A 23,061-nucleotide genomic window follows, 5' to 3' on the forward strand; every position below is an offset into this window, starting at 1 on the left:
CATGGTCATCCCGCCTCCGAGACCATGGGAGAAAGGAGCACTCCCTGGGCGGGCGCGAACCCTCGCAGCATGGGGAAGCGGGGATGGCCAAGGGCACGCCAGCAGAGCCGATCGCCAGTGAAGGCACGACGCCCGTGCAGCCAGCGTTCGTTGTCCAGCAGATATGCCTCGCCGGGCGCCAGAGCCAGAGGCACCTGATGGCGTATGGCCGCGGCCCTCAGGTACGGGAGGTAGGGCTGAACGATCGGACTCCAGCGCGCGAGCCCGTCAAACCGCAGCCGTACCGATACCCGTTGACCGTGGTGAACGGTGAACACCTGCGTGGCGTGGCCGTCTCCGGCTCCGAAGAATGCGGTCCGGGGCTGTGCCAGCGCCGCACCGGCCGCCCGCCCACTGCCGGTGAACAGGTCGGAGTGAACCGCCTGTCCGTCAGTGAGCAGGGACTCCCCACCCATCACCGCGGTCTGCCCGCACACGAGAAGCATCAGACGGGGCGGATGTGGGGTACCTGAGCGTTCGGTGTGCGGATCGAGGTCCCCGTTGCCGAATCCGGCGAAGCCCGCCCGGTGCACGTGGCGGCGGGTGTCCCGGATGGTGGTGAGACCGTCCGAGTCGCTGTCGCGGTGCGGCACGGCGTCCATGATCCGGGTGGCGAAGGCCAGCACGGCGTTGCGCGAGGTGAACCCGTCGAGCGTGACCAGTCCCACGTCCCGCAGCTGTGCCGCGATCGCCGCCTCTGCCCCCGGCGCCGCGAGATCGATGCGGTGGTGCGCGAAAGCATCGGCGTACGGCTGAGGGGCTCGGCGCATCAGGGATCTCCTTCGCTGCGATGTCGTGCTCTTACTGTTCGGAGCAGCTGGGCCTGGGGTAAAGCGACAGATTGTCGACTCGGGCAATTCGCCCACGAGGGATTTAAGTTGTGGGTGTCGTGGTACGTTCCGAGCACCCTCAGCCACCTGCGTATTTCGAGGAGAGCGATGGCGTACACGCCCCCTACCTGGCCCGTCTCCGTCAAGGGCGTGGCAGTGGACAGCCGTCGACGCGTTCTGCTGCTGAAGAACGAACGCGAGGAGTGGGAACTGCCCGGAGGCCGACTCGAAGCAGCCGACCCCACCCCGGAGTTGACGGTGGAGCGGGAGATCGAGGAGGAGACCGGCTGGACGGTGAAGGTGGGCCCACTCCTGGACGTGTGGATCTACCAGCCGCTGCCCGAAACGCTGCCGGACCGACGGGTCGTGATCGTCACCTACGGCTGCTCCGTCCCTACCCCGGATATGGCGCCGGTGGTGAGTAGCGAGCACAAGGAGCTCGGCCTGTTCGCTGCTGAGGAAGTACCCGGGTTGAACATGCCCGACGGGTACAAGCAGTCCATCGCCGCCTGGTACGAACGGATGTAACCGGCGATGGATAGCGGCAGGGTGACGCGCCGCTCGCAGCACACCCTGTGGCACTGGGCCACGCCGCAGGCCGAGACCATCCTCGCCACCCGCGACCTCGGCGCCATCCTGCGCTTCCACCGCGCCGTGCACGGCATCAACCAGACCGAACTCGGCCGTCTCCTCGGCTACGACAAGACGTACATCTCGCTCCTCGAACTGGGCAAACGCAGCATCGAGGACATCGGCTCCCGCCAGCACATCGCCGAGTCCCTGCGCCTTCCCCCACATGTCCTGGGCATCACGGACCCGGCCGACACCGACCACCGCGCCATGCTGCAGTTCGGTGAGTCCACCGTCCGCCTCGCCGAGATCGCCCGCCAGTCCGGCCACGCGTCCGAAGCCGTCGCGGAGTTGTGGCCGCTGATCGCGCGGCTGGAAGCGCGAGTGGACGACGGCCACACTGAACGGGACGTCCTGCACCTGTTGGCCCGAGCCCGAGTCGGCCTCGGCGTCGCCCTCGGCAACGTTCTGCCGGAAGAGCGACTCAGCACCGCCGCCCGCTGGACCGCGAAGAGCATCGGCATCGCCCGCTACTTCGGTGACCCGACCTTCACCTCCTACGTGCTGCGCATGCACGGCAACGAACTGCGCAAGGCCCGCCTCCACGGAGCCGCCGTCGACCGACTCCTCCACGCCGTTTCCCTCGCGCCGAACCAGGAGGCGAGAGCCGCCGCACTTCCACTCCTCGCCCGTGCCGCCGGCACGCTCCGTAACCAACTTCTGTTCGACAAGGCGATACGGGAGAGCGACCGGCTCCTCAACGAGGCCGAGCACACGTCGCTGTTCAACCCCTACGCCCTGCACGAAATTCGACTGCGCGGACTGATCTCCACCGGCCAGGCCGACATCGCCACACAACTGGTCGAGCAAGGTAGTCCTGTGCCGACGACCACCGTCGCCCCGCAGTGGCGTGTGATCGAGCTCATCACCGTGGCCCAAGTACGGCTGGCCGCCGACGACCTCAGCGGCGCCGCCCAGTCCCTGCACACCGCGGTCGACGAGGCTATCCGCCAGCGTCTCCCCCACCAACTGCAACGCATTGTGCGCGCGGCGGCGAACCGGCTGCCGGAGATCAACGAAGCCGCAAGCCATGCCCTGGACCGGATACGGCAAGAGATGGCTGCCTAGCGTGGTCCCGCGGATGTTGTCGGGGGAGAGCAGTTCGTCAAAGACTCGCTCTTGGTCCATCCAGCCGTGGCTGTGGTGGAGGGTGGCACTCTGGCGCATGTTGGCCTCGGCTCGTCGGGGGGGGGAGGTAGTGCCTTGGCACGAGCCCGGGACAGGACCGGGACGTACGCACAGGGCGCAACAAGACGCCCACTCGCTGCCGTGAACTGGTGCTCTCGATCAGCGCGCTCAACCACCGTGCTGCATGTGCGATTTACTGTGCAAGGGCAATCGCGACAGCACTGAAATTGGCAATTGCCTGAACACATGCAAGGGGTTGTTCAAAGGGATACAGGGGTTGCACACTCAGGGGCACCACCCGCAACCGCATGGGACACAGAGCACGTTGAGTACCGACAGGACTGGGGAGAGGGTTACGCAGTGGCAGCTAAGCGCGGGGCGACGTTCCGACGCAGGGAACTGGGCAAGGAGTTGCGAAAGCTTCGAGACAAGAAGGGAGAGACGCTTCAGGAGGTAGCCAGGGCCCTGGGCTTCTCCCACACGAAGCTCGCGCGGGTGGAGATCGGCGAGAACGACCTGCCGCGTGTGAGCGACCTTGAGGCTCTCATCGACCATCTGGACCTGGATCTGCCCAGAGAGGATCGAGAGACCCTGCTCCAGTTGCATCGCGAGTCGCTGAGCAAGGAGCCGTGGACCCCCTACAAGGCGTACATGCCCTCGAAGATGCCGACGTACCGCGGCCTGGAACAGGACGCGACAGTGATGCGCGCCTGGCAGCCGGCCTTCGTCTTCGGGCTGTTCCAGACGGAGGACTACGCGAAGGCCCTCTATCAGATCGCCAAGCCCGTGGACGAGACGACGAGTGAGTACATCGAGCAGAACGTCCGGCTACGACTGCAGCGGAAAGAACTGATCACACGCTCGGAAGACCCGCTGGAGCTTCGCGTCATCCTGGACGAGGCTGCCGTCCGGCGGATGGTGGGCGGCCCTGAAGTAATGCGCGGGCAGTTCGGGGAGATCGTGAAGCTGGGCGAGTTGGACAACGTCACCGTCCAGATCCTCCCTCACGACGTTGTCACCTATCGCTCGGAAAGCAACTTCATTCTGCTGGACTTTTCCGAGACCCTTGACCCTGTCGTGCAGGTCGACATGCCGAACACGATCAGCGTCACCGATGAGCGGCAGGAGGTTCAGCGGAACGTGCGCCGCTTCGACGCCATGCGCGACAGCGCCCTGCCCCCGGCTCGCACAGCCGGGTTCCTGGAAGCCCTAGCCCGAGAGTGGAATTAGCCATCAATACCAAGATCACGGCCCCTGACGTGGCCCCAGAGTCCGCCTGGTTCAAGTCCTCGTACAGCAACGACACGGGCGGTGCGTGCGTCGAGGTCGCAGGGCTGACCAGCCAGGTCGGCATCCGCGACTCCAAGAACAAGACCGGCCCTGCCCTCGTCGTGCCCGCCACCGCTTGGTCCTCGTTCATCGGACTAGTGCGCGCCAGTGACGTTGACTTCGGCATGGTCGACTGCGCCTGAAGTCAACGAGGGCAAGTCGAGCTAGCCCTGACCGTCCTCCCTCGCCAGAACGCCCCGTCTCCCCCAGGCCGCATCCGGGGGAGGCGCCATCCTCGTACAGCACCCCCGGCCTAACAGGCCAGGTCCGGGCATGGCCATAGCGACGCCAGCAACCCAGATGCGAATTACAGATCAAATGCTCAGAATCTGAACCATGGACGCGCAAGAGTGGAAGCTTTCCGTAACAAGGGATAACTGCCCGAAGTGGCGCGCGGGCAACCTCAGTGCACGACTGCTATGGCGCGACACGTCGCTCGTCAATCCCGCGTTGTCTCCTCAACAACCCACGACAGGTATGCCTCTGACCCGCCGGTCACAGGCAGCGTGATCCACTGGGGGATGTCATACGGGTGCTTCTCGGACAGCCACGCCTCCAGCTGCGGGAGACGGTCTGTCGTCGTCATGTACGAGATACGCCACTCCCGTGCCGTCTCGACCTCGGTCTTCCACCAGTAGACGGCGGTGATTGGCCCGTCGATGTGAACGCCCGCTGCCAACTTGCTCTCAACCGCACCCCGTGCCAGCGCCCTTGCCTGGTCCTCGTTGTCGATGGTCGTCTGCGCGAGCACAATATCGTTGGCCATGCAAATACCCCTCCAGCTCGGTGTACGGCGACCCTACCCAGCACATGCTCGCCTCGCTGCCCCCGGTCCAAGTCCGCGGTGGCCGTGCGGCAGCGACCCGGACAAGCGTGCACGAGACTGGCCGACAACGGCCGCCCGCTCTCTCCGGAACGTAGATTGATCACGTCATGTCCAACGGTGAAGGATGAACAATGACGTTTGAGATCGAGCCCATCGGCCTCGTGGTCGGAGGCCGCAAGGAGGTCGCAGACGACTACTGGGGCGGCGTCGAGTCCATCATTCGTCTGAACTCGAAGTTCCCGCTCGATGTCGTAACGGGACTCGATCAGTTCTCCCACTTGGTGGTGACCTGGCAATTCAGCCAGGCGTCTCCGGAGGACGTAGCCCTTCACGCCCGCAGTCCGCGGAATGATCCCCGTTGGGAGCCCTCAGGCACCTTCGCTCACCGAAACCATCGCCGCCCGAATCAGTTGGCCACAAGCTTCCCACGACTGCTGAAGGTTGACGGCCTGGATCTACACGTCACCGACCTGGATGCCGTCGATGGAACCCCCATCTACGACCTTGCTCCATACTTCGAGGAGATGGGTCCTCGCGGTGCGATCCGCGAGCCAGAATGGCCGGGCGAAATGCTGAAGGACTACTGGGCCACCACGTAGCGATCTCCCACCTCGTCTACCGGTAGCGACGTGCTGGGGCCAGCCACGTCACCGTCATCACCGTCTCCGCTACTTCGCCCTCGTCTTCGGGGTCGTCCGGCGCCGGGGCCTGGCGGACTTGTTCGATCTGCCGCTCAAGACCGCGCAGGTTCTCCTGAAGGTCCATGGTCACCACGTTGTCGACGGTGACCTTCAGCGGATCGGCCAGCAGCTTGGCGCGACGCTCGCCCAGGACCTCGAGTGCGACTGCTCGTACTGAGCGGAGTCGGAAGTAGCGGCGTTCCAGGTCGGCTGGGTCGGTGTCCGGGCCGAGCTGGGCGAGCAGCCAGGACCGCTGGAACTCGTCCACCGGGTTCACATCCCTCGGATACGAGGCACGGTCCGGAGCCTTACGGGGGTGATGGCTCCGGACCGTACGGGTGAGCGTACTGCTAGGTGGTGGTTGAGCGGGTCCGCCGCGACGGCGGCTTCTTCGTACCGGCCCCGCCCGGCTCGCCGGCCTCGCCTGGCCCGGGGTCGGGCTCGGCGGTGCCCGTCGTGGGGTCCGGTTCGCCGACCGCGATCGGCTCCGGCTCGACGTCGTCGTACGGCGGCGCGTCCCAGGCGTCGGGGTTCGTCACCAGCGCGGCGATCTCCGGGTCCGGGTTCTCGCCGGGCAGCAGGATCAGGTCCTCGTGGGTGGCCGGGTCCTTCACGTACACCGCGGCGATCAGTCGGCGTCCCGGCATCACAGGACCTTCGCAACGATGTGGGCGTCCGGGGTGTGCATGACCGGCATGCCGACCGCGGCGCCCTTGGTCCAGATCTGCACGGGGTCGTCCTGCACCCCGCGGGTGATGATCAGGCCCGGCGCGTCCTCCCGGATGACCTCCGGGTTCGAGCCGCGCGACAGCACGAGCGCCTCGGCGGTCACGCCGAGCATGGTCTGCGCCCACTTCTCCCGCTCCGGCGGCACCAGGATCCACAGGTCCTCCGGCAGCACCTTGCGCGGCTTGCCGTCCACCCGGACCTGGGCCTTGTAGAACGTCACCGGCGGCAGGCCGTAGTTGCCGCGCACCACATTGATCTGCTGCGGGGTCAGCGTCGCCGTCGGCGTCGTCGACGGGCTCACCGACCCGTAATAGGCCGCCCGGTAGGCGTTGTTCGCCGCGAAGAAGCTGAACGCCTTCCGGCTGGTGACCACCTGCTCCGGTTCCGGGGCGCCGATGTCGTCCAGGTGCTGGATCCACCGCAGCTCATCCGCGATCGGATCCGATGCCGGGTCGGACCACGGGCGGGCGGCGACGGGCATGTTCTCGGCGGGGACGTTCCAGTCCACCTCCAACGTCAGCCCGTTCTCCTGCACCAGCGTGAACCGGCCGTCGACCAGCACATCGCCGGCGGCCAGCTCCAGCCGCGACCGGATCGCCTCCACATGCCGCTCGACATCGTCGTACAGCAGCTCGATCAGCCGGTCCTGGTCCGAGCCCCGGGAGGCCTCCAGCAGGATCTGCTCCTGCTCCCCCACCACGAGCTTCTGGCCGAGCGCGGGCAGCGCACCCTCGCGGGAGGTCTGCCACGCCTCGCGCGTCGCGAACGGAACGGAAGCGTCGAACGCCCGGTACTTGGCGACGTTCACGTACCGGCCGGAGTCCTTCACTCGCCACTTGACCTCCGGCAGCACCATCGTCGGGAAGATCGACTGGGTGAGCAGGAAATCCTGCGGGGACGGTATCGCGCGGGCGAACGTCGTCAGGTCTACCGCCTGGACGTCCTTCAACAGGTCCTGAATCGTCACAGCTCAGGCCCCGCTCACACGAAGCGGATCTGCGCGGCACGCGGGTGCCACGTCAGCTGCGACACGTCGATGCCGCCCGGGACCTTCGACACCTTCACCGCGCCGTGCCACAGCAGCGCGGCCGGCACGCGAGTCTGCCCCGGCGCGAACGGCGCCTCCGCCACGATGAAGCCGCGCAGCACCTGCCGGCCGCAGGAGGCGTCCGGGTCGTAGGGGCCGTACAGCTTCGACTCGGCCACCTTGGCGACCGGCACACCGGAGAAGACCCGGCCGTACGGCTCGCAGCCGTCCCCGCACTGGTAGTGCACGCCTTCGGTGAACAGGTTCAGGTCGAGGGTGATCGTGTCCGTCGAGTCCGTGCCGTGCAGAGAGGCAAGCCACTCACGGTTGGCGGTCGTGTACTCGGACTTCGAAACGGGCTGAATGGTCATGCTGGTGTCTCCATGGACGATGCGGTCAGCTTCCGCACACCGCCCATAGGGGGCAGTGCCGTCCACGAAGTCGAGGGGGCGTGGTCCCCACTGCTCTTGTCAGGCGCTCAGCTCAGCGGGCGTCGCTGAACTCCGGTACGAGCCCGCGCCTTCGGGCCATCTCCAGCCCGGCCGAACCCGGCTTCGCAGGAGCCGTCGTCCGGGACGGGCCGCGCCCGGCCGGTGCCCCAGCCGGAGCCGCGGGCATTGGCGGCGTACGAACATCGCCGAACAGCTCCGGCCTCCGGGCCCGAAGCGCCTCCGCCGCCGCCTGGATCTGCGCGTCGTCCGCGTCCTCGTCATCGGTCGCCAGCAGACGCTCCGCGTCCACCAGGTCATCGCCCGACGCACCCAGAGCGACCAGAGCCGCGCGCCGCAGCGCCGCCCGCTCCCGCTCGGCGGCCAGCTCCTCACGGCGAGCGGCCTGCAACTCCCGCTCCTGGGCTGCCTGTTCGCGGCGCTCGACCTCCGACAGCGCGGCCTGCTCGGCCTCACGCTGCTCGGTGACGAACTCCGTCAGTGCCTTCGGGGTGTCGAATCCCAGCGTGGTCAACAGACGCTTGATCGCGGCGCGTTCACCCTGCGCCTTCTCCCGGGTGAGCATCTTGCCCAACCGGTCTTGGGTGACCGTCACCTGCTGCCCCTGATCGCCGCCGTCACCGGCTTCGTCCAGGTGGTCGTTCGTCTCGTCCTCCGAGGAGGCACCGAGTATCGGGTAGATCGGCCGCCCATCACGTCGGTAGCCGACGGGGCCGCTCTTCGGCAGGGGCCGGACCATGCAACTCCTCCAGTGCGCGCCCCCGCGCTGACGATCAGTGTAACCAAACCGCGATCACACCACGCTGCGCCACCGCGTGCAGCTCGGTCCGCCCACCCTGCCCAGATCCAGGACCTCGATTCCGTCGCGGTAGGCCGCGAAGCTGATCCACCAGCTCTGGCCGCACAGCGTGGCCGCCGCCCAGCCCCCGGGCGCTGGCCACGCCTTGCTGCGGACCAGGGCAGCGGCGATCGATCCCATGACCTCCTGCCGGTCGCCCCCGGCAAGCCCTTCCAGGACCTCTTCCACCCACGGCGCCAGCTCCACTTCGTACGACATCACGCACCCCCGTGCTGGTGATCAACCAGAGGTGGCACCGTACGACGGTCCTGAAGATCGCGTTCGGTCCTGTGGATAACTTTTGTGGATAACTCATCGCCCCAGCTACGGACCCCAGTCCTCGGGGCCGACTGCACGCCAGTCGATCCACGGCACCTGCGCCACCACAGAGGGATCAACCTCCAGACCCGCCCGGCGCAGGAACTCGGCGACGTCACGCACGCCGTACGCCAGCCCGAGGATCTCGCCGTCGACGCGAACGCGCCGACCGCCCGTCGCCGACGGCGGCTGCACGACCACCCGAATCGGCCCAGCCATGCCCTCAGGATCATCCGCGACGTACGGTCCCGCATCGCGGCCAGTCATTCGAGGAGCCCCAATGCGGTGTCCGGCCTGCAGATCGGACACGGCTCCGCACCCACGAACTCCTGCGTCAATGCCAGCCGCGCCCTGTGCGCATCGACCTCACCGGGATTGCGCGTGACCATCTTGCAGTCCGAGGTGTGGACAAGGGGCGGGTTCGGATTATCGCGGCTCACCTTCGGCTCCCGTAGATACACGCCCGGCCGTGCGATCGGGCGCCCGAGGCGCTCCCGGTGGGCGGGGATCGGGCGCTTGGCTGTAGCCAGGGCGCGCTGCACGGCGTCGCGCTGCAGGCGCAGGTAGATGCCCACGGTCTCGTTGTCAGCGACCTGCTTGTCGAGGTACGCCAGGATCACGCGCAGGCGCTCAGGATCCGGTGGCAACTCGTTCGCGCGTTCGATTCTACGCCTGAATGACACCCCGACGTCTGTGACGCTCAGCGTTAGTTGGCCACACGCAGCAACAACTGGCCTGCGGAGGCTTGACGAGCCAGAGGGCCCGGGAGCAGGGGGCCCACCACTCCCTGAAACGTTATAGGTACGGCACATCGTGAAGTAGCCCGAGACTGTCCAAGCACGACCTCTGCAGTGCGTGCGCACTTCATCTGCAAAGACCTGAGTGTCTCTGCATCTCACCAGCATCAGTGGGGGAACCTCATGCGTTTTGGAGTAAGGCTCGGATTGGTCTTGGGGGCAGGCGCGCTGTGCATGTCAGGCCTGGCGGCCACATCGGCTACGGCAGCCGAACTCGGCACTCAGGCATACGCATGCAACGTCACAGACACCGGCTCGGCGCCGGGTGACAAGTACTACGCCGGGTACTACAGCGGCAACACCGTTCAGCCCTCGTCCTCGTCGGTATCGGCCTCAGGCAAGGAGGCCCAGTGCCTGCTGGAGTACAAGGGATACGAACTTGGGACCGTCGACGGCATCTTCGGAAGCAACTCGAAGGCAGCCGCAAAGAGGTTCCAGACCAGGGTCAACGAACTCTGCGGTAGTGGGACCCTGGTCGTCGACGGCCTGATCGGACCAAAGACCTGGCCGTACCTGCGCGACGTGTATCTCTGCTGGACAGGGTGACACTTCTTCGCAGCGGCCCGCCTTCGTGCGTGCGGAGGCGGGCCGCTACCTTTCGGACTCCGCCTGTGGAAGGGGACCAGTCGCGCCTACTTCGTGAACGGAGTGGCCAACTTTCTCCGAGGAGAATGGCCAACCACAGTCGAGCGCCAGCCACTCACCAGTGGGCTTCTCAGTGTCTATGGCCATCTATCGCTGGAGGTCACAACGTCCCCGCCAGCACCATCCCCGGATCACCCCCGAAGGCGGCTGGGTAGCATCCAGGCATGGTTCAGAAAGTTGTCACTATCTACACCGACGACCTCACCGGTGCGGAATCGGACGAGGTCAGCACCCACAAGTTTTCCCTGAACGGCGTGAACTACGAAATCGACCTCACGCCGGAAAATTACGACAAGCTGGACGCGGCGTTCCGGCCGTTCATTGAGAGCGGCCGAAAGCTAGGACGAGCAAAGGATGCAGGTCGGACACGCAAGAACCCCACGGAGGGTCCCAGCGCGGAAGAGGTTCGTGCGTGGGCACGCGCGAACAACCATGAGGTGAACGACCGCGGTCGCGTCCCCAAGGAAATCCGAGAGGCGTTCGACGCCTCCCACTGACACCCAAATGACTGCCCCGGGGTGAGACCGGCGCCGGGGCAGGTAGGGCTCAGACGGCAGCGGACGCCAGATCATCCTGATCGGGCGAGCGACGGCCATCGCGCGCGGCGGCCGCCTCGGCAACTCGAGCCGCAGCGTCCTCCTCGGCCCGAGCACGGATCCGCGCTACCTCCTGAGAGGCGTCGTCGATCGGATAGCCCGCGTCCAGCAGCATCTGCACCGCCGTGTCCAGCGAGAACACGCCCGCCCCGAACGCCGTGACGACCTCGTCCAACACCGCGGCCCGGTCCGTCGGAGTGTGCGGCGCCCACGCCAACCGGGCCGAGAACGACTCCCCCGCCGCCCAGCCCTCCGCACGACCCGCCTGATACAGCCGCTGCACGAACTTCAGCAGCAACCGGTACTTGTGTTCCCGGGCCAGCCGCATCATTCCCACCAGCGCATCCAGCGGCGCCAGCGCCAACTTGAACGCGTACCCGGACGGCACGTCGGCAGCGTCCAGTGTGCCCAGCCCGGCCGCTGTGATCCGCGAGTTCGCCGCGATCCGGTCCAGCAGGTGCTCGACCCGGGCCCGTAGCTCAGCCAGCTGAGGTGAGGTGTCCAGCGCGTCCATGCGCCCGCTGTCGCCGAGCTGCCACACCGCGCCGGCCTCCACCTTCAACTTCTCCGGCCTGCCCGACCGGTCCACCGGCAGCCGCGCCCCCGCCAATCCGATGATCGGCGTGCCCGTCGTCGCGCTCGCCGCCGAGCTGTCCGAATCCGTCGCCGCCAACTCGTCCAACCCTTGGAGCACCCGGGCGAGAACGGAGCGCCCCCAGTGCTCCCCAGCGTCCGGGATCGTGTTCGTGAGGTGGATGACCGGCACGAAGTCGATCACCAGATCCAGCCGGTTCAGCTCCGTACCATCCGGACGCACCCGGAAGACGGCCTTGTCCATCGGCAGCCGGTCCAGTGTCTGCCCGCGCTTGAGGTCCTCCAGCAGCCACTCGGCGTCCGTCAGATAACAGGTCACGTTCGACGCACGCCCCGGCTCCCACGGGTAGTGCCGCACCATGGTGGCGTCCTCGGAGATCGGGCCCAGCTCGTACGTCACCCGACGCACCCGGGCCTTCACCCCCGCCTCCTCGTCCTCCGGCAGCTCCCACGCCAGATGCACCCGCGACGGAAAGTCCTCGTCCTGGCTGTCATCCCACTGCGGAAAGAAGAACCCCGGGTCCTCGACCTGAAGCGTTGGCCGCTGCTTCTCCGGATTCCACGCCAGCACATACACCCCGTCACCCAGCAGCGCAGCAGTACGCTCCGCCTGCTGGATCCGCAGCGACAGCAGCTCCTTCTCAGCCCACTTCCGCAGCCGCTCCTGAACCGCCGCGGCCTCCGTCGCACCCGGCTCCGGAGACCCCTCATCAGCGTGCTCAGCACCAGCCACCGCGATCTGCTGATCCGACCCGAGCAGGTAGCCGAGCGCCGTGTCGACCAGGTTCGCCGCGTCCCCGAGCTCCCGCCGCTCCAACGCTGCCTCATCACCCGCAGCCGCCGCGAGCTGTCCAGCCTGGTTGTTGTCGTACGAGGCGAGCACCTTGTAGGCCGCCAGCCTGCGCAGTTCATGCGCCGGCAGCCACGAGGCCGCCAGCTCCGGGAATGCCTGGCTCGACGGTCGGCCGGCATCGGCCATCACTGGCTTGTAGTTCAGCCACGACCAGGCGTCGATCACGAATTGACGAAGGCCCACAACCACTCCAGGAAGCTCGGCCCCACGCCACGCTTCAGGGTAACGATCAAGGGGGAAGTGGCCAGCGCAACCGTCCGATGCCAGGCACACGCCGTCTCAGCCGGAAACTTGCAGTGGACGACCTCCGTGTCATCCAGAGGGCCTGCGAGGGACGTCTTGACGGTTCGCGTGACTCATGAGGATGGCCTCCACCGAGTGGAGGCCATCTTTTGAAGTTCATGCCGGATCTGCACCGCGGCAGCTCAGATGTGGTGAACCATCTCGTACTTGTCGAGTATCTCTTGCGCTCGCCCCTTCATCCGCTGCTCGGCGCGGCCTTGGGCGATCTCGCTGATCTCCTCGGGTGTGTAGCCGAGCTTGCGCAGCGCATTGAGGGCAACGCTGATCACGTCCACCATCTCGCGTGCTGCCGCTTCACGGTCTCCTTCGGCGAGGTGGGCCCTGAGCTCATCGAACTGGATCTGCACGGCGCGCTCAAAGTGCGAGATGGGCTTGCGGGCCATCTCCTCCTGCACCTCGATCCAGGCATCCCAGATGCCCTGAAACGGGCCAAGTTCATCTGGCATGACGCACCTTCCAGTCCCAGTCGCCCATCACGACACTCCCGCGCCGGGCAGCAGCCCAAGCCCAACGAACACGATGCCTACCGCGATTAGCACAGCAGCCCGGGCTCGCGACAGCCCAGTGACCTCCACGTCGCTGACCTTTAACCGGTCACCGAGAAGCGCAACGAGAATGCAAAACGCGCCAACCACCTGCAACGTCACGATCAGCCCCCACGAGCCCAACAGCAGAGCCAGGAAGGCTCCACCCCCTTCTATGTAAGAATACACAGAAGGAAGTGGATGTCTACAAGTCGCCAGCTGCAATCGTACGCAACACGTCCGGCTTGGTCAGAGTCAACCTGCGCCGCCCCGTCTCAAGCACCCCTCTCTCCCGAAGATCCCTCAGCACCTTTGCAACCGCCTCCCGAGAGGCGCCGACCCTGCTGGCCATGTCCTGCTGAGACAGCTCCACGTCGATCTCCCAACGACCATCCACCTCCTCCCCCGCCTCCACGGCCAAGTCGAGCAGCACGCGAGCAAACCGACTCCTGACCGTGAGGCGCGCAAGGAGAGACCTCTCCGTATCCGACTCGCGACGCCGCCGAACCGCATTCCGATACATGTCAGGCCACAGATGATGTTCATCAACGAATCTCAAGAGGTCACCTGCGGTGATGTCCAACCCCACAACATCGCTCACCGCCTTCACCGTGGCCGACCTCGGCTCATCCATCAGGGCACCCTCATCGCCCATCACCTCACCAGGCCCACGGACGGCCAGAAGCACTTCAGTCCCGTCCTCCGCCTTCTGCATCACCGCAACGTGCCCCTCCTGAATGATCAGGACCGAGCGGGAAGGCTGCCCCTCCCAAAAGATCACGTGGTTCGCAGGGAACTGAACGCGCTGACCCAACGCCTCCAGCTCCCTGCGCTGCTCATCGGAAATCGGCAACCTCTGGCCATCAGTCATGGCCATGAGTGTAGTTCTACGCAAAGAAATATGGCGAAATGCGCAATCTACTGATGCTAGTGCCGCATCAGAGAACCTTTGCCCTGTAGTGATGTGACGCGCCGTTCGGATGTTGGTCCGGACGGTGCGGTGTTCGCCAGGCTGTCTGGGTGGCAGAACGAATACGCGTCCGCGAGATCGATGATGACGAGGGGCAGCGCCTGCTGCGGATCATCCGCCGGGGCACGGGGTCGGTGGTGACCTGGCGGCGAGCCCAGATGGTGTTGCCGTCCGCGCAGGGCATGCCCGAGGCGAAGATCGCCGAGGTGACATTCACTAGTGCTGACCGGGTCCGGGACGTGATCCACAACTTCAACGCGGACAGCTTCGATTCGCTCTACCCGAGGTACAAGGGCGGCCGGCCCAAGGTGTTCACCCTGCCCGAGCGGTGCGAGATCAAGAAGATCGCCAAGTCCAAGCCGGTCGAGCACGGCCTGCCGTTCTCGACCTGGAGCCTGGCCAAGCTAGCCGGCTTTCTAGTCGCCGAGGGGGTGGTCGATGACATCAGCCACGAAGGCCTTCGGGTCCTGCTCCGCGAGGAGGGCGTCTCGTTTCAACGTATAAAGACCTGGAAGACCTCCCACGACCCCGTCTACGCCGCCAGGAAGGCCCGCGTCGAGCACCTCTACGCCATCGCCGACGGTGAGGTCATACCCGAGGAGGACGAGCCCGAAGTCATCTTCTGCCTGGACGAGTTCGGCCCGCTCAACCTCCAGCCCCACCCCGGCCGACAGTGGGCTGAGCGCGGCGGCAAGCACAAGGACTCCGAACGGGAACCGAGGCCCAGGAGACGGGCGACGCACCTGACCACGAAGAAGGACAGCCGGGTCGGCGAATGGGCCGCGGCCAGCAACGTCGAGTTCGCCTACACGCCGACCAACAGCTCCTGGCTCAACCGCATCGAGGCCCAGTTCACCGCCCTGCGCTACTTCACGCTGGACGGCACCGATCATGCCAGCCACAAGGAGCAGGGGAGCATGATCCGTCGCTACATAATCTGGCGGAACAAACACAGCGCAGACGAACTCCTTCGCGAGGTCGCCGCCAGGGCGAATGTCGCCTGAATCAGGTGACCGACCGGCGATAGACCTGCCGGGAACCGCCCTCCAGGCCTGGATCGGTGGCCTCGGCTGAGATGAAACCGAGACGTTCGTAGAAGGCGCGTGCACCGCTGGCGACGGCGCCCGGGTGGTCGGCCCCGAAAGTGACCACCTCAATGCTGCCCGGGCCAAGCACGAACCTGCGTCTGGCGTCAGCCATCAGCGCCCCACCGACGCCTTTCCCGCGTGCCTTCTCTGAGACGACGAGCCAATGGACGTGATAAATCGGGGGCTTCGCACCAAAGAGCAGGCCGCCGAGGAGATCCGATCCCGCAACGGCGACGAGCGCCGTGGACCGACGAATGTGCTTATCCACGGCGCTATGGAAACCGGGATCCTCGACCATCGGGCCGAACCAGTGCTGGACCTGGGCTGCCAAGCCGAGAAAACCAGGGAAGTCCTGCTCTCGCGCGAGTCTGACGATCACCCGAGCAGTCTGACAGACGAGGCAAACTTTGCCTGATGCGGCACTAGTCAGCGACGCCCCCGGAACCGACGATCATCGCCCCCACGAGGGGGCGGCATCGCCGGGTCGAGGAACAAGTCCCACAGTGCCCATACTGCCGAGTCCAGAAGGTCCGGTGAGTCCTCCGTCTCGCCCTGGCCGACGAACGTCGTCATCTGCTCCTCCAACTCCGCGAACACCCGCGCCGAGCCCACATGATGCACGCGCGCCTGCTCATACAGCTGCGCCGCCGGGGCCGCCCGCGCACGCTTCCCCCGCGTTGCATGAACGATTCGCCAGTTCACCGTCGGGTCGACCTGCTCCAGCAGTGCGGGCAGGTAGTCGCCGCCGTTGTTCGCCTCAATGACCACGCAGTCCGCACGATGCTCGTGATACAGCTTCGCGGCCCGCTTCATCGCCTGCGTCGGCGTGTGCCGGTCCTGCTCGCAGTGCAGCAGATACCCGCGGGGCCGCTCGTCCCCGAACAACGACTCCACCGGGTAGCCGCGACCGGCAACGGTGAAGGCAGTCATGTCCGCGTTCTCATGCGACTTCGTCGCCGGGTCGACGGCCACGACCAGACGCTGAAGGTCCGGCAGGTGCTCGGGCCGAGGACGGAAGCCTTCGACCTCCAGCATCCAGCCCTTCCACAGCGCGCCCTCCACATCCTCAAGCAGCTCACCCGACAGCTCCTGCCGACCCAGCCGGGTGCCGGCGTACTCCTCCTCCAACTCCTCCCGAGCCGCCGCCGACAGATTCGCGTCGTTCTCCCGCATATGCCCACGCGTCAGCACCACCCGAGGCGGCGCCCCACCCTCCCGGTGCGCCTGCTCCTGGGCGCGACCGCGCTCAACCAACCGCTTCACGTGCGGGAGCGGCTTGGGCGTGGTGGAGATAACGACCTGCGGGGTCTCCGCCTCGCGCAGGCAGAACCACACCATGTCGTATACCTCTTGCGCGGTGTACCGCGACCAGGCTGCGTACTCGTCCAACCACGCCTTGTCGAACGCCCAGCCACGCAGGTTGTCCGGTGTCTCCGCACCGAACCCACGGATCAGCGTGCCGTTCTTCAACCGCAGCACCGTGTCACCGAGCGACGAGTTGTACTTCGCCACCTCCTCCGGCGGGAACACTGACAGCAGCCCTGACTTCGGGGACTCGAAGCAGATGTCCCGTACCAGCGTGGCGTTCTTCGCCACCACCGCGATCTGCAACCCCGGCGTCTTCGCCCACTCCCGCACCGCCTCAGCCGCCGTCCGGGACTTACCCCAGCCACGGCCAGTGAGGAGCATCCACACCGTCCACAACCACAACGGCCGCCGCTGCGCCGCACGAGCATGGTGATGCAGCCACCCCGCATGGGGCAGCCCGTCACAGTCCGGGACCTCACACGCCCACCGCCGCGCCGACAGCTCATCCGCCCGCACCAGTGCCGCGACCTCGACCTTGAGCTGCTCCTCACTCATCACCGACGGGTCCGCGAACTGCTCGACCATCCGGCGCTTGGCCCGCCCCCGGGTCACTGCCCGCCCTCCGACAACCGGCGCTCCAGCTCCTTGCGCAGCTGGACCATCCGAGCCCGGCGATCCTCATCCGACAGCGCAGCGACGTCCACGCCCTGGTCCCGGTCCTCTGCCGACCCGGCAACCGGCGCCTCGCCCACAGCCCGCCGCTCAATCTCCGCCGCCACCTGGATGTACCGCAGCAACTCCGACGGCGACAGCTCCCTCGGATCGAGCGTCTGCAGCCGAGCAACCGCCTTGCTCTGCACCGCCTGCGCCAACTTCGCGTGCCTACGCGCGATTTCCTTCCGCGCATGTGCCTGCTCCGCAATGAACAACCGGTCCCGCTCCCGGTCAAACGCCGCCGCCCGCACCACCCACGCGAACCGCCGCGACCACCGACCCACCAACGTGCGGGATTTACCCAACTCCCGTGCCACCTTCGTGACACTCCGCGCCGGACCCAGTCCCCTGTACGCAGCGAACGCCTCGAACGCCGCAGGAGACTCGTGCTCCTGGCGCTCCCAGGGGTCGACGGCTCCCCAGTCCATCACCGGATGGCCTTCCTTCTCCCCTGCGCCGCCGACTCTGATCCATGTCCCAGAGGGCAAGGGTAGACATCAACAGCGGATCCTTCGCCAGCGGAGCCGCGCCAGACGAGAACTCGCGCGCGAGCCGCCTGTGCGCACGACGATGGCGTCCGCGCGGGCACATCCAGGTCCTCAGGCCGCCAACGCTGACGGCAACGCCTCCCCGCTCTCACATGATCCATGCCCGGCCCCCCGGAGGCCGTGGATGCAGCGGCGTGGAGAGACTCTCGGAGGCCCCGGCACTTGTGCGTTGCATCCCCGTCGGGATTTGACACCTCGATCGCCGTCAGCCAATCGGCGTTCTCGTCCAGTAAAGTCGCTTTATCGCCACCGTAGGTGGAGGCCTGACCTGGGATGTTTCCTGCGGAAGTCCAGGTCTCTGGGCGGTCAAGCGGTCAGAGATTTTCGCATCTGCAAGTTCGCTTCTTTCCCATGTGCGCGTTCATTCGGGATGGAAGAGACGATTCCTCTTGTAGTCGTTCGAGCCTTCCACGAAATCGACGTGACACCATGCGCCACCTCGCCATGTGTCGCCAGCGTGCATTTCCTAACCAAAATGTGCGATGCGAATCGACAGATAGCGCCGAAAAAGGTCGAGAGGTGACCGGAAAAGTCAAGCTTCTGATTCGAATTGAACATTTCTGCAACGCTTGCATGGGGGAGCGACTTGCATGAGGGGAAAGAGCGAGATCGCGAAGCGAATGGTCTGGGTGTGACGATATGGTGGCGTGACCACATGCAGCCGGGCGATGGCAGGCTGTCATGGAAGCGGCCCCGGGGGGCATCCCGAGGCCGCCTGTCAGGTCATCGACAAACCATGGAAAGGGTCGAGTAAATGACCTCTTGGAAGGCTGGGGAGCTTCAAACCTCTTCCCCGGAACCTCACGTTGGGATTATCCCTACGCCGGGTGGTGGCGAAACCCGTATCACCACACTCGTCGATGTGAGGCTGTGTGCAAGCCTGCTGATCGTCGTCATCTTGGTGGTGGCCGTCATCTTCCTGATGCCAGCCAACTTGCCCGCGCCAACAGGTATTTCCGGTGTGTGGGCACTGGTTCCCCCTGCGGCGGTGAGCCTGCTCGCATTGTCCCGCCGCAGCTATCTCCGCATCCTGCGGTTCCGCCGGGGCTGAGTCCCCGATCTGCCGGGGGAGCCGTCATGGCTCCCCCGGCACCGCAGATCTGATGGAGCCCTGGAGCTGTGGGCGACCGCGCCCAGGGGGCGAAGGGAACTTGCGTTGACAGTGCCATCTACAGGACGACGATGCGGCTTCTGCGGGAAGGGCGTCAAGCGATCGAAGAAGGGCGGGCGCCCGAAGGATTACTGCAACTCCGGGTGCCGGCGGAGGGCGCAGCGTCGGCGTGACCGTGCGCGGCACACGTCCGGGCCAGCACACGGTCTCTGGGAGTCGATCGCCGACGACCTTTACGTCCGGGCCCGACAGCTGTGCGTTGCGGACTCCGGCGAGCTGTCCTTGGCGCACGCGCTGGAACTGACCGGACGGCTTCGTGAGGACGCAGAGTGTCTTGCGGCCGTCGCGGTCGACAAAGCGCGTCAGACCGGAATGGCCTGGGCCGAGGTCGCGGCTGCGGCTGATGTGGCTGAAGGGTCCGCTAAGGCCCGGTGGGGCGGCGATCGAGTCCCCCGCCTCGTGGCGGCCCGCACGCCACTTCCCGCCGCATCGGCCCTGCAGACGTGCCGCAACTGGCACTTGCCTGCCGGGGACACCGATCCCGGCCGGCATGCCGCTGTGCAGTCCTGCTCCGCCGCACGGGAACTCGGTGCTGCGCTGCACGCGCTTCACAGCCGGTCGAGCGTCAGTCTCCGCCAGGTCGCGGCCCTGACCGCCCTGCCTGTCCCGGATATCGCGTCCGTGCTGGGCGGCTGCTCGGTCGCCTCCTGGCCGGAGACTTACATGCTCTCGCATGTCCTGGGGGGCGAGCCTCAAGAGATGCGGCTGCTATGGCAGCAAGCCTGGGGCGAGCCAGAAACGGAGAAACCGGGCGCTGGTGCAGGGCTCGCGACCGCAGAGCGGTGCGGTGCGCGGTTGTCCAGTCTGGGCACAGACAAGGTGGGCTCGGAGGCGATCGGGAACGCGCCATGGGACCGACCCGAACTCAGAGATCTCCTAGCGGAACTAGGAGCGGATCCATCCAGGTTCCCGTGCCTGCAAGCAGCCATACAGGCTGCCCAGCACACCACTGGCGGCAGAGAGGGGCGAGCGTGAGCAGACGCCACACACACGCGTCCCACCCTGACTCGTTCGGGCTGGAGTTCACTGCCTTCTGCGAGACCTACCGGGATGCGTACCTGCGGTACGCACTGGTGCGCATTGAGGACCAGGCAGAAGCGAAGCGTTGCGTTGATACAGTGCTGGATGCTGTGGGTATGCGCTGGATTGCCGTACTGGCTAGCGCATGTCCGGCCGCCCAAGTCTGGAGGGAGCTGCGCTCCGAGGCACGTCATCGTGCGATCGGCGCGGCCAGCCGGGCGGGACGGTTCCATGCAGTTCTGCGCGACGACCAGGCTGACATCTTGCTCCTGCACCGTCGTCTCAGTCTGCCCGTTGAGCGCGCTGCCGGCCTGATGGGCCTTGCGGGCCCTGATGCCCGGGCGCTGCTGCGTGGCGCCGAGCGGGAATTCGGCGGCCTGCTCGACTCCTGAGGTGGCCCGCCGCGGACCGGCGCGCGCCCTCAGAACGAGGGTGCGCGCCGGCAGACAACCACACGTTCGTGACAGCCAACTAGCCTGCTTCTACGCCCTTTTGAGCGACTAGCCGCCTCCGCGACCGACTCCTAGGATGATCCCCCTACCCACTTCAGCACAGCAGGCCCGCGCCAAGGCTCAGGGGGAACATCTATGACCCACGGGGAGAAACCCCAAACTCACTTCATTGACACCAGCATGGCCAGTGCCGCACGTATGTATGACTGGCTCCTAGGCGGGACAGAGAACTACGAGGTCGACCGCGCCGCATGCGGCAAGCTCCTGGAAATCGCACCAAGCAGCCAGCACCTCGCGCGCACAAACAGGGAATTCCTCCGGCGTGTCGTGCGCATCCTGGCCACCGAGAGGGGAATCACCCAATTCCTCGACCACGGCTCAGGCCTTCCCACCCAGGACAATGTCCACGAGGTCGCACAGCGAGCCCGCCCTGACGCAAAAGTTGTCTACGTCGACAACGACCCCATGGTCCTCGCCCACGCCCGTACCTCACTGGACGACAACGAGAACACCAGGGTTCTCGACTACGACATGCGCGAAACCCACAGCATCCGGCAGGCCACCGACGGCTTCCTCGACTGGAACCGTCCCATCGCGGCGTTGTTCGTCTCTGTGCTGCACTGCCTGCCCGACACCGATGACGAGCGGGACCCAGCAGCCGTGATCAAGGCAGTCGCCGACCAGCTCGCCCCCGGCAGCTACATGGTCATCTGCCAACTCGTAAGTGACGACCCCGCCGTCCGCCAAGGCGTCACGCAGCTCATGGAAGGAGCCACGAACGGCAAGTGGGGACGGGTCCGTGAACCCAGCGAGGTACGGCGGTACTTCGACCACCTGGAAATTGAAGACCCACCCGGGCTGGTCAACGTGATGGACTGGCGGCCCGACAGCCCGCCGCCCCCCGATGACCGTCGCCCGACCGACTGGGTCGAGTGGGGCGGCGTCGGCCGCATCCCCGCCTGAACCAGGCGCAGCCGTCTTCGGAGGGGGCCGGAGACGAGCCCGGGCTCCTCCAGCCGACTACTCCTTAGCAGCCAGATCCTCCCAGTGCCGCAGGGCTTCCTCCAGCGCAGCAACACTTCCCACACGCTCGTACGCATTCGCGCGCACGTTGTCCAGCAGCCGGCGATACTTGTCCAACTGCCGTTTCTGCGTTATGTAGCTCGCTCCGTCGAGGTGCTCGACGTAGGCCAGCTCCTGCCAGTCGCCCTCGCGGAACTTGAGATGGAAGAGCGGGTGAGGAGGCACCATGGCCTCCTTGCGGACGACACGCACATTGACACGTCCCGTCCTCGTCGCCCTCAGGAGAAAACGCACCTGCTCAACCATCACGGCAGCGGTGCCGTACGGCCGGTAGAGGACCTCCTCGCCGATGAGAGCGGCCAGAGCAGGAACACCGTTGTCGAGCATGAGCTGGCGCCGCATGCGCAAGTCAACGATGCGTTCGATATCAGCGTCGGACCGGTCGACCTCCACCAACTTGACGATCGCCCGCGCGTAGGCTGCCGTCTGTAGTAGCCCGGGCACAACACGGGGCTCAAAGACGGAGATTGTCTCCGCGGTTCCTTCCAGGCGGATGAGACGCCGCAGAAAACCGGGAGTCACATCCGCGAAACGGGCGTAGAGGTCCGCATTGGTGGCCTGCGCCAGAAGCTGGTCCAGTTGGCTCTGGTCCTCACGGGACAAGTCGTAGAACACCGCAAGGTCGTGCACGTCTCGCGGCTTGGCAGGACTCTCCCCCCGTTCCAGACGGCTCACCTTGGACGTAGAAGCCCTGATCACCTGCGCGGCATCAGCCAGCGTGTACCCAAGCCGCTCGCGGTGATGGCGCAATTCCTCGCCCAACAACCGACTGGCGGGGCGCTGCTCGTCCGAAGCGTTTAAGCGTACGACAGCAGCGCCGGGCTCAGGCTGCAACTTGCGAGCGGCGGGCATACACACTCCGAACATTCACGGGCACACAAAATTGGCACCAGGATGCCGAACGCAGACCCACCGCCACAAGTCATGGCCAGAGCATTCCTCTGCGCTCAACTACTAAGCAGCCAGGGAGTCGAACTCCGCTTCCTTCGCGCCACACAGGAAAGCCCGCAGTTCGGCTCGCGTGAACACGAGAGCCGGGCCTTCTGGATCCCGCGAGTTCCGGACAGCGACACCTCCATCCGGCAGACCTGCCACTTCGACACATTCACCCGCCCCGATGCTCGCCCGAGCCTTCAGCCAGGTAACGCCCTCGATTTCACACGCCGGGACACCGTTCCCAATCTTCATGGCCATCCTCACTGATGCTTCGTCGCGGTGATCCAACCTGCCATGCACCCGATTCCCATATGGGAACCGGAAGCACCGTGCATGCAAGGGTAGAACGATTATCCCGGGCGAACACTTCCCCGAAAGAGTGCAGTTCGATTCAGCTTTCCCGATCAAACTACTTATCCCCGGCACGGCAAGAGCAAAGGTCGTCCATCACGCACACCACGCCGCTGCGACGGCTACCACCCTCCGAGCACCCGGGATGCCCCTGCACCGGACGAACTCCCGCCGGGAAGAACCGACGCCTCCTAGCCTCGCGCTTTCACGAGGTGGGCTGTCCAAGAGTTGATCAGAAACACGGAAAGTGCCCTTGACCTGCAACGATAGGACTTGCTGAGGGTC

29 protein-coding genes are annotated in these 23,061 nt (G+C 66.0%); 11 read left to right on the forward strand and 18 right to left on the reverse strand.

Annotation, left to right across the window (positions count from 1 at the left end; all coding sequences use genetic code 11):
* Positions 1-5: 5 nt before the first annotated feature.
* Positions 6-809 (reverse strand): TauD/TfdA family dioxygenase, encoded by an 804-nt coding sequence (locus ACFU95_RS41025; RefSeq protein ID WP_383839563.1) that lies wholly within the window; start codon positions 807-809, stop codon positions 6-8.
* A 168-nt stretch (positions 810-977) separates the two neighbouring features.
* Here ACFU95_RS41025 and ACFU95_RS41030 point away from each other — a divergent pair, with 168 nt between their 5' ends.
* The 4 genes from ACFU95_RS41030 (at position 978) to ACFU95_RS41045 (ending at position 4,099) form a co-directional block, all read left to right on the forward strand.
* Positions 978-1,397, forward strand: a complete 420-nt coding sequence (locus tag ACFU95_RS41030) for an NUDIX domain-containing protein (RefSeq protein ID WP_383839566.1) — start codon at positions 978-980, stop codon at positions 1,395-1,397.
* A gap of 6 nt (positions 1,398-1,403) precedes the next feature.
* Positions 1,404-2,567 (forward strand): helix-turn-helix domain-containing protein, encoded by a 1,164-nt coding sequence (locus ACFU95_RS41035; RefSeq protein WP_383839569.1) that lies wholly within the window; start codon positions 1,404-1,406, stop codon positions 2,565-2,567.
* A 420-nt stretch (positions 2,568-2,987) separates the two neighbouring features.
* Positions 2,988-3,857 carry a helix-turn-helix domain-containing protein gene (locus ACFU95_RS41040; RefSeq protein ID WP_383839572.1) on the forward strand — a complete coding sequence of 290 codons (870 nt, stop codon included), beginning with the start codon at positions 2,988-2,990 and terminating at the stop codon, positions 3,855-3,857.
* Between the two features lie 29 nt (positions 3,858-3,886).
* The gene (locus ACFU95_RS41045) at positions 3,887-4,099 is read left to right on the forward strand and encodes a DUF397 domain-containing protein (RefSeq protein WP_383839574.1); all 213 of its coding nucleotides are present in this window, start codon (positions 3,887-3,889) and stop codon (positions 4,097-4,099) included.
* Positions 4,100-4,395: 296 nt separating this feature from the next.
* On the opposite strand, the gene cutA is transcribed toward ACFU95_RS41045, so the two are convergent.
* The gene (gene cutA, locus ACFU95_RS41050) at positions 4,396-4,722 is read right to left on the reverse strand and encodes a divalent-cation tolerance protein CutA (protein ID WP_383839577.1); all 327 of its coding nucleotides are present in this window, start codon (positions 4,720-4,722) and stop codon (positions 4,396-4,398) included.
* Positions 4,723-4,913: 191 nt separating this feature from the next.
* Between cutA and ACFU95_RS41055 the strand changes: the two genes are divergently transcribed.
* Positions 4,914-5,381, forward strand: a complete 468-nt coding sequence (locus tag ACFU95_RS41055) for an SAM-dependent methyltransferase (RefSeq protein ID WP_383839580.1) — start codon at positions 4,914-4,916, stop codon at positions 5,379-5,381.
* Positions 5,382-5,397: 16 nt separating this feature from the next.
* Here ACFU95_RS41055 and ACFU95_RS41060 read toward each other — a convergent pair whose 3' ends face one another.
* From ACFU95_RS41060 to ACFU95_RS41095, 8 genes are all read right to left on the reverse strand, one after another.
* A complete protein-coding gene (locus tag ACFU95_RS41060; RefSeq protein ID WP_383839583.1) occupies positions 5,398-5,730 on the reverse strand; it encodes a hypothetical protein in 333 nt (110 codons plus the stop codon).
* An 82-nt stretch (positions 5,731-5,812) separates the two neighbouring features.
* Positions 5,813-6,109: a hypothetical protein gene (locus ACFU95_RS41065; RefSeq protein ID WP_383839585.1), complete on the reverse strand. Its 297-nt coding sequence runs from the start codon at positions 6,107-6,109 to the stop codon at positions 5,813-5,815.
* On the reverse strand, positions 6,109-7,158 hold the full coding sequence (locus tag ACFU95_RS41070) for a major capsid protein (RefSeq protein WP_383839588.1): 1,050 nt from the start codon (positions 7,156-7,158) through the stop codon (positions 6,109-6,111). Before ACFU95_RS41070 ends, ACFU95_RS41065 begins: the two co-directional genes overlap by 1 nt.
* A gap of 14 nt (positions 7,159-7,172) precedes the next feature.
* Positions 7,173-7,589: a head decoration protein gene (locus ACFU95_RS41075; RefSeq protein ID WP_383839591.1), complete on the reverse strand. Its 417-nt coding sequence runs from the start codon at positions 7,587-7,589 to the stop codon at positions 7,173-7,175.
* Between the two features lie 112 nt (positions 7,590-7,701).
* On the reverse strand, positions 7,702-8,406 hold the full coding sequence (locus ACFU95_RS41080; RefSeq protein ID WP_383839594.1) for a hypothetical protein: 705 nt from the start codon (positions 8,404-8,406) through the stop codon (positions 7,702-7,704).
* Between the two features lie 54 nt (positions 8,407-8,460).
* Positions 8,461-8,724, reverse strand: a complete 264-nt coding sequence (locus ACFU95_RS41085; protein WP_383839597.1) for a hypothetical protein — start codon at positions 8,722-8,724, stop codon at positions 8,461-8,463.
* Between the two features lie 105 nt (positions 8,725-8,829).
* Entirely contained in the window at positions 8,830-9,042 is a 213-nt protein-coding gene (locus ACFU95_RS41090; protein ID WP_383839600.1) for a hypothetical protein, read from the reverse strand.
* 44 nt (positions 9,043-9,086) lie between these two features.
* Entirely contained in the window at positions 9,087-9,443 is a 357-nt protein-coding gene (locus ACFU95_RS41095) for a DUF6233 domain-containing protein (RefSeq protein WP_383839603.1), read from the reverse strand.
* Between the two features lie 351 nt (positions 9,444-9,794).
* Between ACFU95_RS41095 and ACFU95_RS41100 the strand changes: the two genes are divergently transcribed.
* Together ACFU95_RS41100 and ACFU95_RS41105 are read left to right on the forward strand one after the other, a co-directional pair.
* Positions 9,795-10,166: a peptidoglycan-binding protein gene (locus tag ACFU95_RS41100; RefSeq protein WP_383839605.1), complete on the forward strand. Its 372-nt coding sequence runs from the start codon at positions 9,795-9,797 to the stop codon at positions 10,164-10,166.
* 263 nt (positions 10,167-10,429) lie between these two features.
* Complete coding sequence (locus tag ACFU95_RS41105) at positions 10,430-10,762, forward strand: Lsr2 family protein (RefSeq protein WP_383839608.1); 333 nt, start codon at positions 10,430-10,432, stop codon at positions 10,760-10,762.
* A gap of 49 nt (positions 10,763-10,811) precedes the next feature.
* Here ACFU95_RS41105 and ACFU95_RS41110 read toward each other — a convergent pair whose 3' ends face one another.
* The 3 genes from ACFU95_RS41110 to ACFU95_RS41120 all read right to left on the reverse strand — a co-directional run bounded on the left by ACFU95_RS41110 (position 10,812) and on the right by ACFU95_RS41120 (position 14,006).
* Entirely contained in the window at positions 10,812-12,581 is a 1,770-nt protein-coding gene (locus ACFU95_RS41110; protein ID WP_383839610.1) for a hypothetical protein, read from the reverse strand.
* Between the two features lie 152 nt (positions 12,582-12,733).
* Entirely contained in the window at positions 12,734-13,057 is a 324-nt protein-coding gene (locus ACFU95_RS41115; protein WP_383839613.1) for a hypothetical protein, read from the reverse strand.
* 283 nt (positions 13,058-13,340) lie between these two features.
* Positions 13,341-14,006, reverse strand: coding sequence for a Crp/Fnr family transcriptional regulator (locus ACFU95_RS41120; RefSeq protein ID WP_383839616.1), 666 nt, complete (start codon positions 14,004-14,006; stop codon positions 13,341-13,343).
* A 149-nt stretch (positions 14,007-14,155) separates the two neighbouring features.
* On the opposite strand from ACFU95_RS41120, the gene ACFU95_RS41125 reads away from it, so the two are divergent.
* A complete protein-coding gene (locus ACFU95_RS41125; protein ID WP_383839619.1) occupies positions 14,156-15,109 on the forward strand; it encodes a helix-turn-helix domain-containing protein in 954 nt (317 codons plus the stop codon).
* A 1-nt stretch (position 15,110) separates the two neighbouring features.
* Here the strand turns inward: ACFU95_RS41125 and ACFU95_RS41130 are convergent, their stop codons facing one another.
* From ACFU95_RS41130 to ACFU95_RS41140, 3 genes are read right to left on the reverse strand one after another with little or no spacing between them, the layout of a single operon-like run.
* Positions 15,111-15,572 carry a GNAT family N-acetyltransferase gene (locus tag ACFU95_RS41130; protein ID WP_383839622.1) on the reverse strand — a complete coding sequence of 154 codons (462 nt, stop codon included), beginning with the start codon at positions 15,570-15,572 and terminating at the stop codon, positions 15,111-15,113.
* Positions 15,573-15,619: 47 nt separating this feature from the next.
* On the reverse strand, positions 15,620-17,113 hold the full coding sequence (locus tag ACFU95_RS41135; RefSeq protein ID WP_383839625.1) for a terminase large subunit domain-containing protein: 1,494 nt from the start codon (positions 17,111-17,113) through the stop codon (positions 15,620-15,622).
* On the reverse strand, positions 17,110-17,643 hold the full coding sequence (locus ACFU95_RS41140) for a hypothetical protein (RefSeq protein WP_383839628.1): 534 nt from the start codon (positions 17,641-17,643) through the stop codon (positions 17,110-17,112). Before ACFU95_RS41140 ends, ACFU95_RS41135 begins: the two co-directional genes overlap by 4 nt.
* Positions 17,644-18,517: 874 nt before the next feature.
* Here ACFU95_RS41140 and ACFU95_RS41145 point away from each other — a divergent pair.
* The 3 genes from ACFU95_RS41145 to ACFU95_RS41155 all read left to right on the forward strand — a co-directional run bounded on the left by ACFU95_RS41145 (position 18,518) and on the right by ACFU95_RS41155 (position 21,369).
* A complete protein-coding gene (locus ACFU95_RS41145) occupies positions 18,518-18,814 on the forward strand; it encodes a hypothetical protein (RefSeq protein WP_383839631.1) in 297 nt (98 codons plus the stop codon).
* A 1,091-nt stretch (positions 18,815-19,905) separates the two neighbouring features.
* Positions 19,906-20,346: a hypothetical protein gene (locus ACFU95_RS41150; protein WP_383839634.1), complete on the forward strand. Its 441-nt coding sequence runs from the start codon at positions 19,906-19,908 to the stop codon at positions 20,344-20,346.
* A 195-nt stretch (positions 20,347-20,541) separates the two neighbouring features.
* Positions 20,542-21,369, forward strand: coding sequence for an SAM-dependent methyltransferase (locus tag ACFU95_RS41155; protein WP_383839637.1), 828 nt, complete (start codon positions 20,542-20,544; stop codon positions 21,367-21,369).
* Between the two features lie 57 nt (positions 21,370-21,426).
* On the opposite strand, the gene ACFU95_RS41160 is transcribed toward ACFU95_RS41155, so the two are convergent.
* Positions 21,427-22,341: a helix-turn-helix domain-containing protein gene (locus ACFU95_RS41160; RefSeq protein WP_383839640.1), complete on the reverse strand. Its 915-nt coding sequence runs from the start codon at positions 22,339-22,341 to the stop codon at positions 21,427-21,429.
* A 102-nt stretch (positions 22,342-22,443) separates the two neighbouring features.
* Positions 22,444-22,683: a DUF397 domain-containing protein gene (locus ACFU95_RS41165; protein WP_383839643.1), complete on the reverse strand. Its 240-nt coding sequence runs from the start codon at positions 22,681-22,683 to the stop codon at positions 22,444-22,446.
* Between the last annotated feature and the right edge of the window lie 378 nt (positions 22,684-23,061).

This window comes from Streptomyces sp. NPDC057623 (genome assembly GCF_042800355.1).
Lineage (GTDB): Bacteria > Actinomycetota > Actinomycetes > Streptomycetales > Streptomycetaceae > Streptomyces.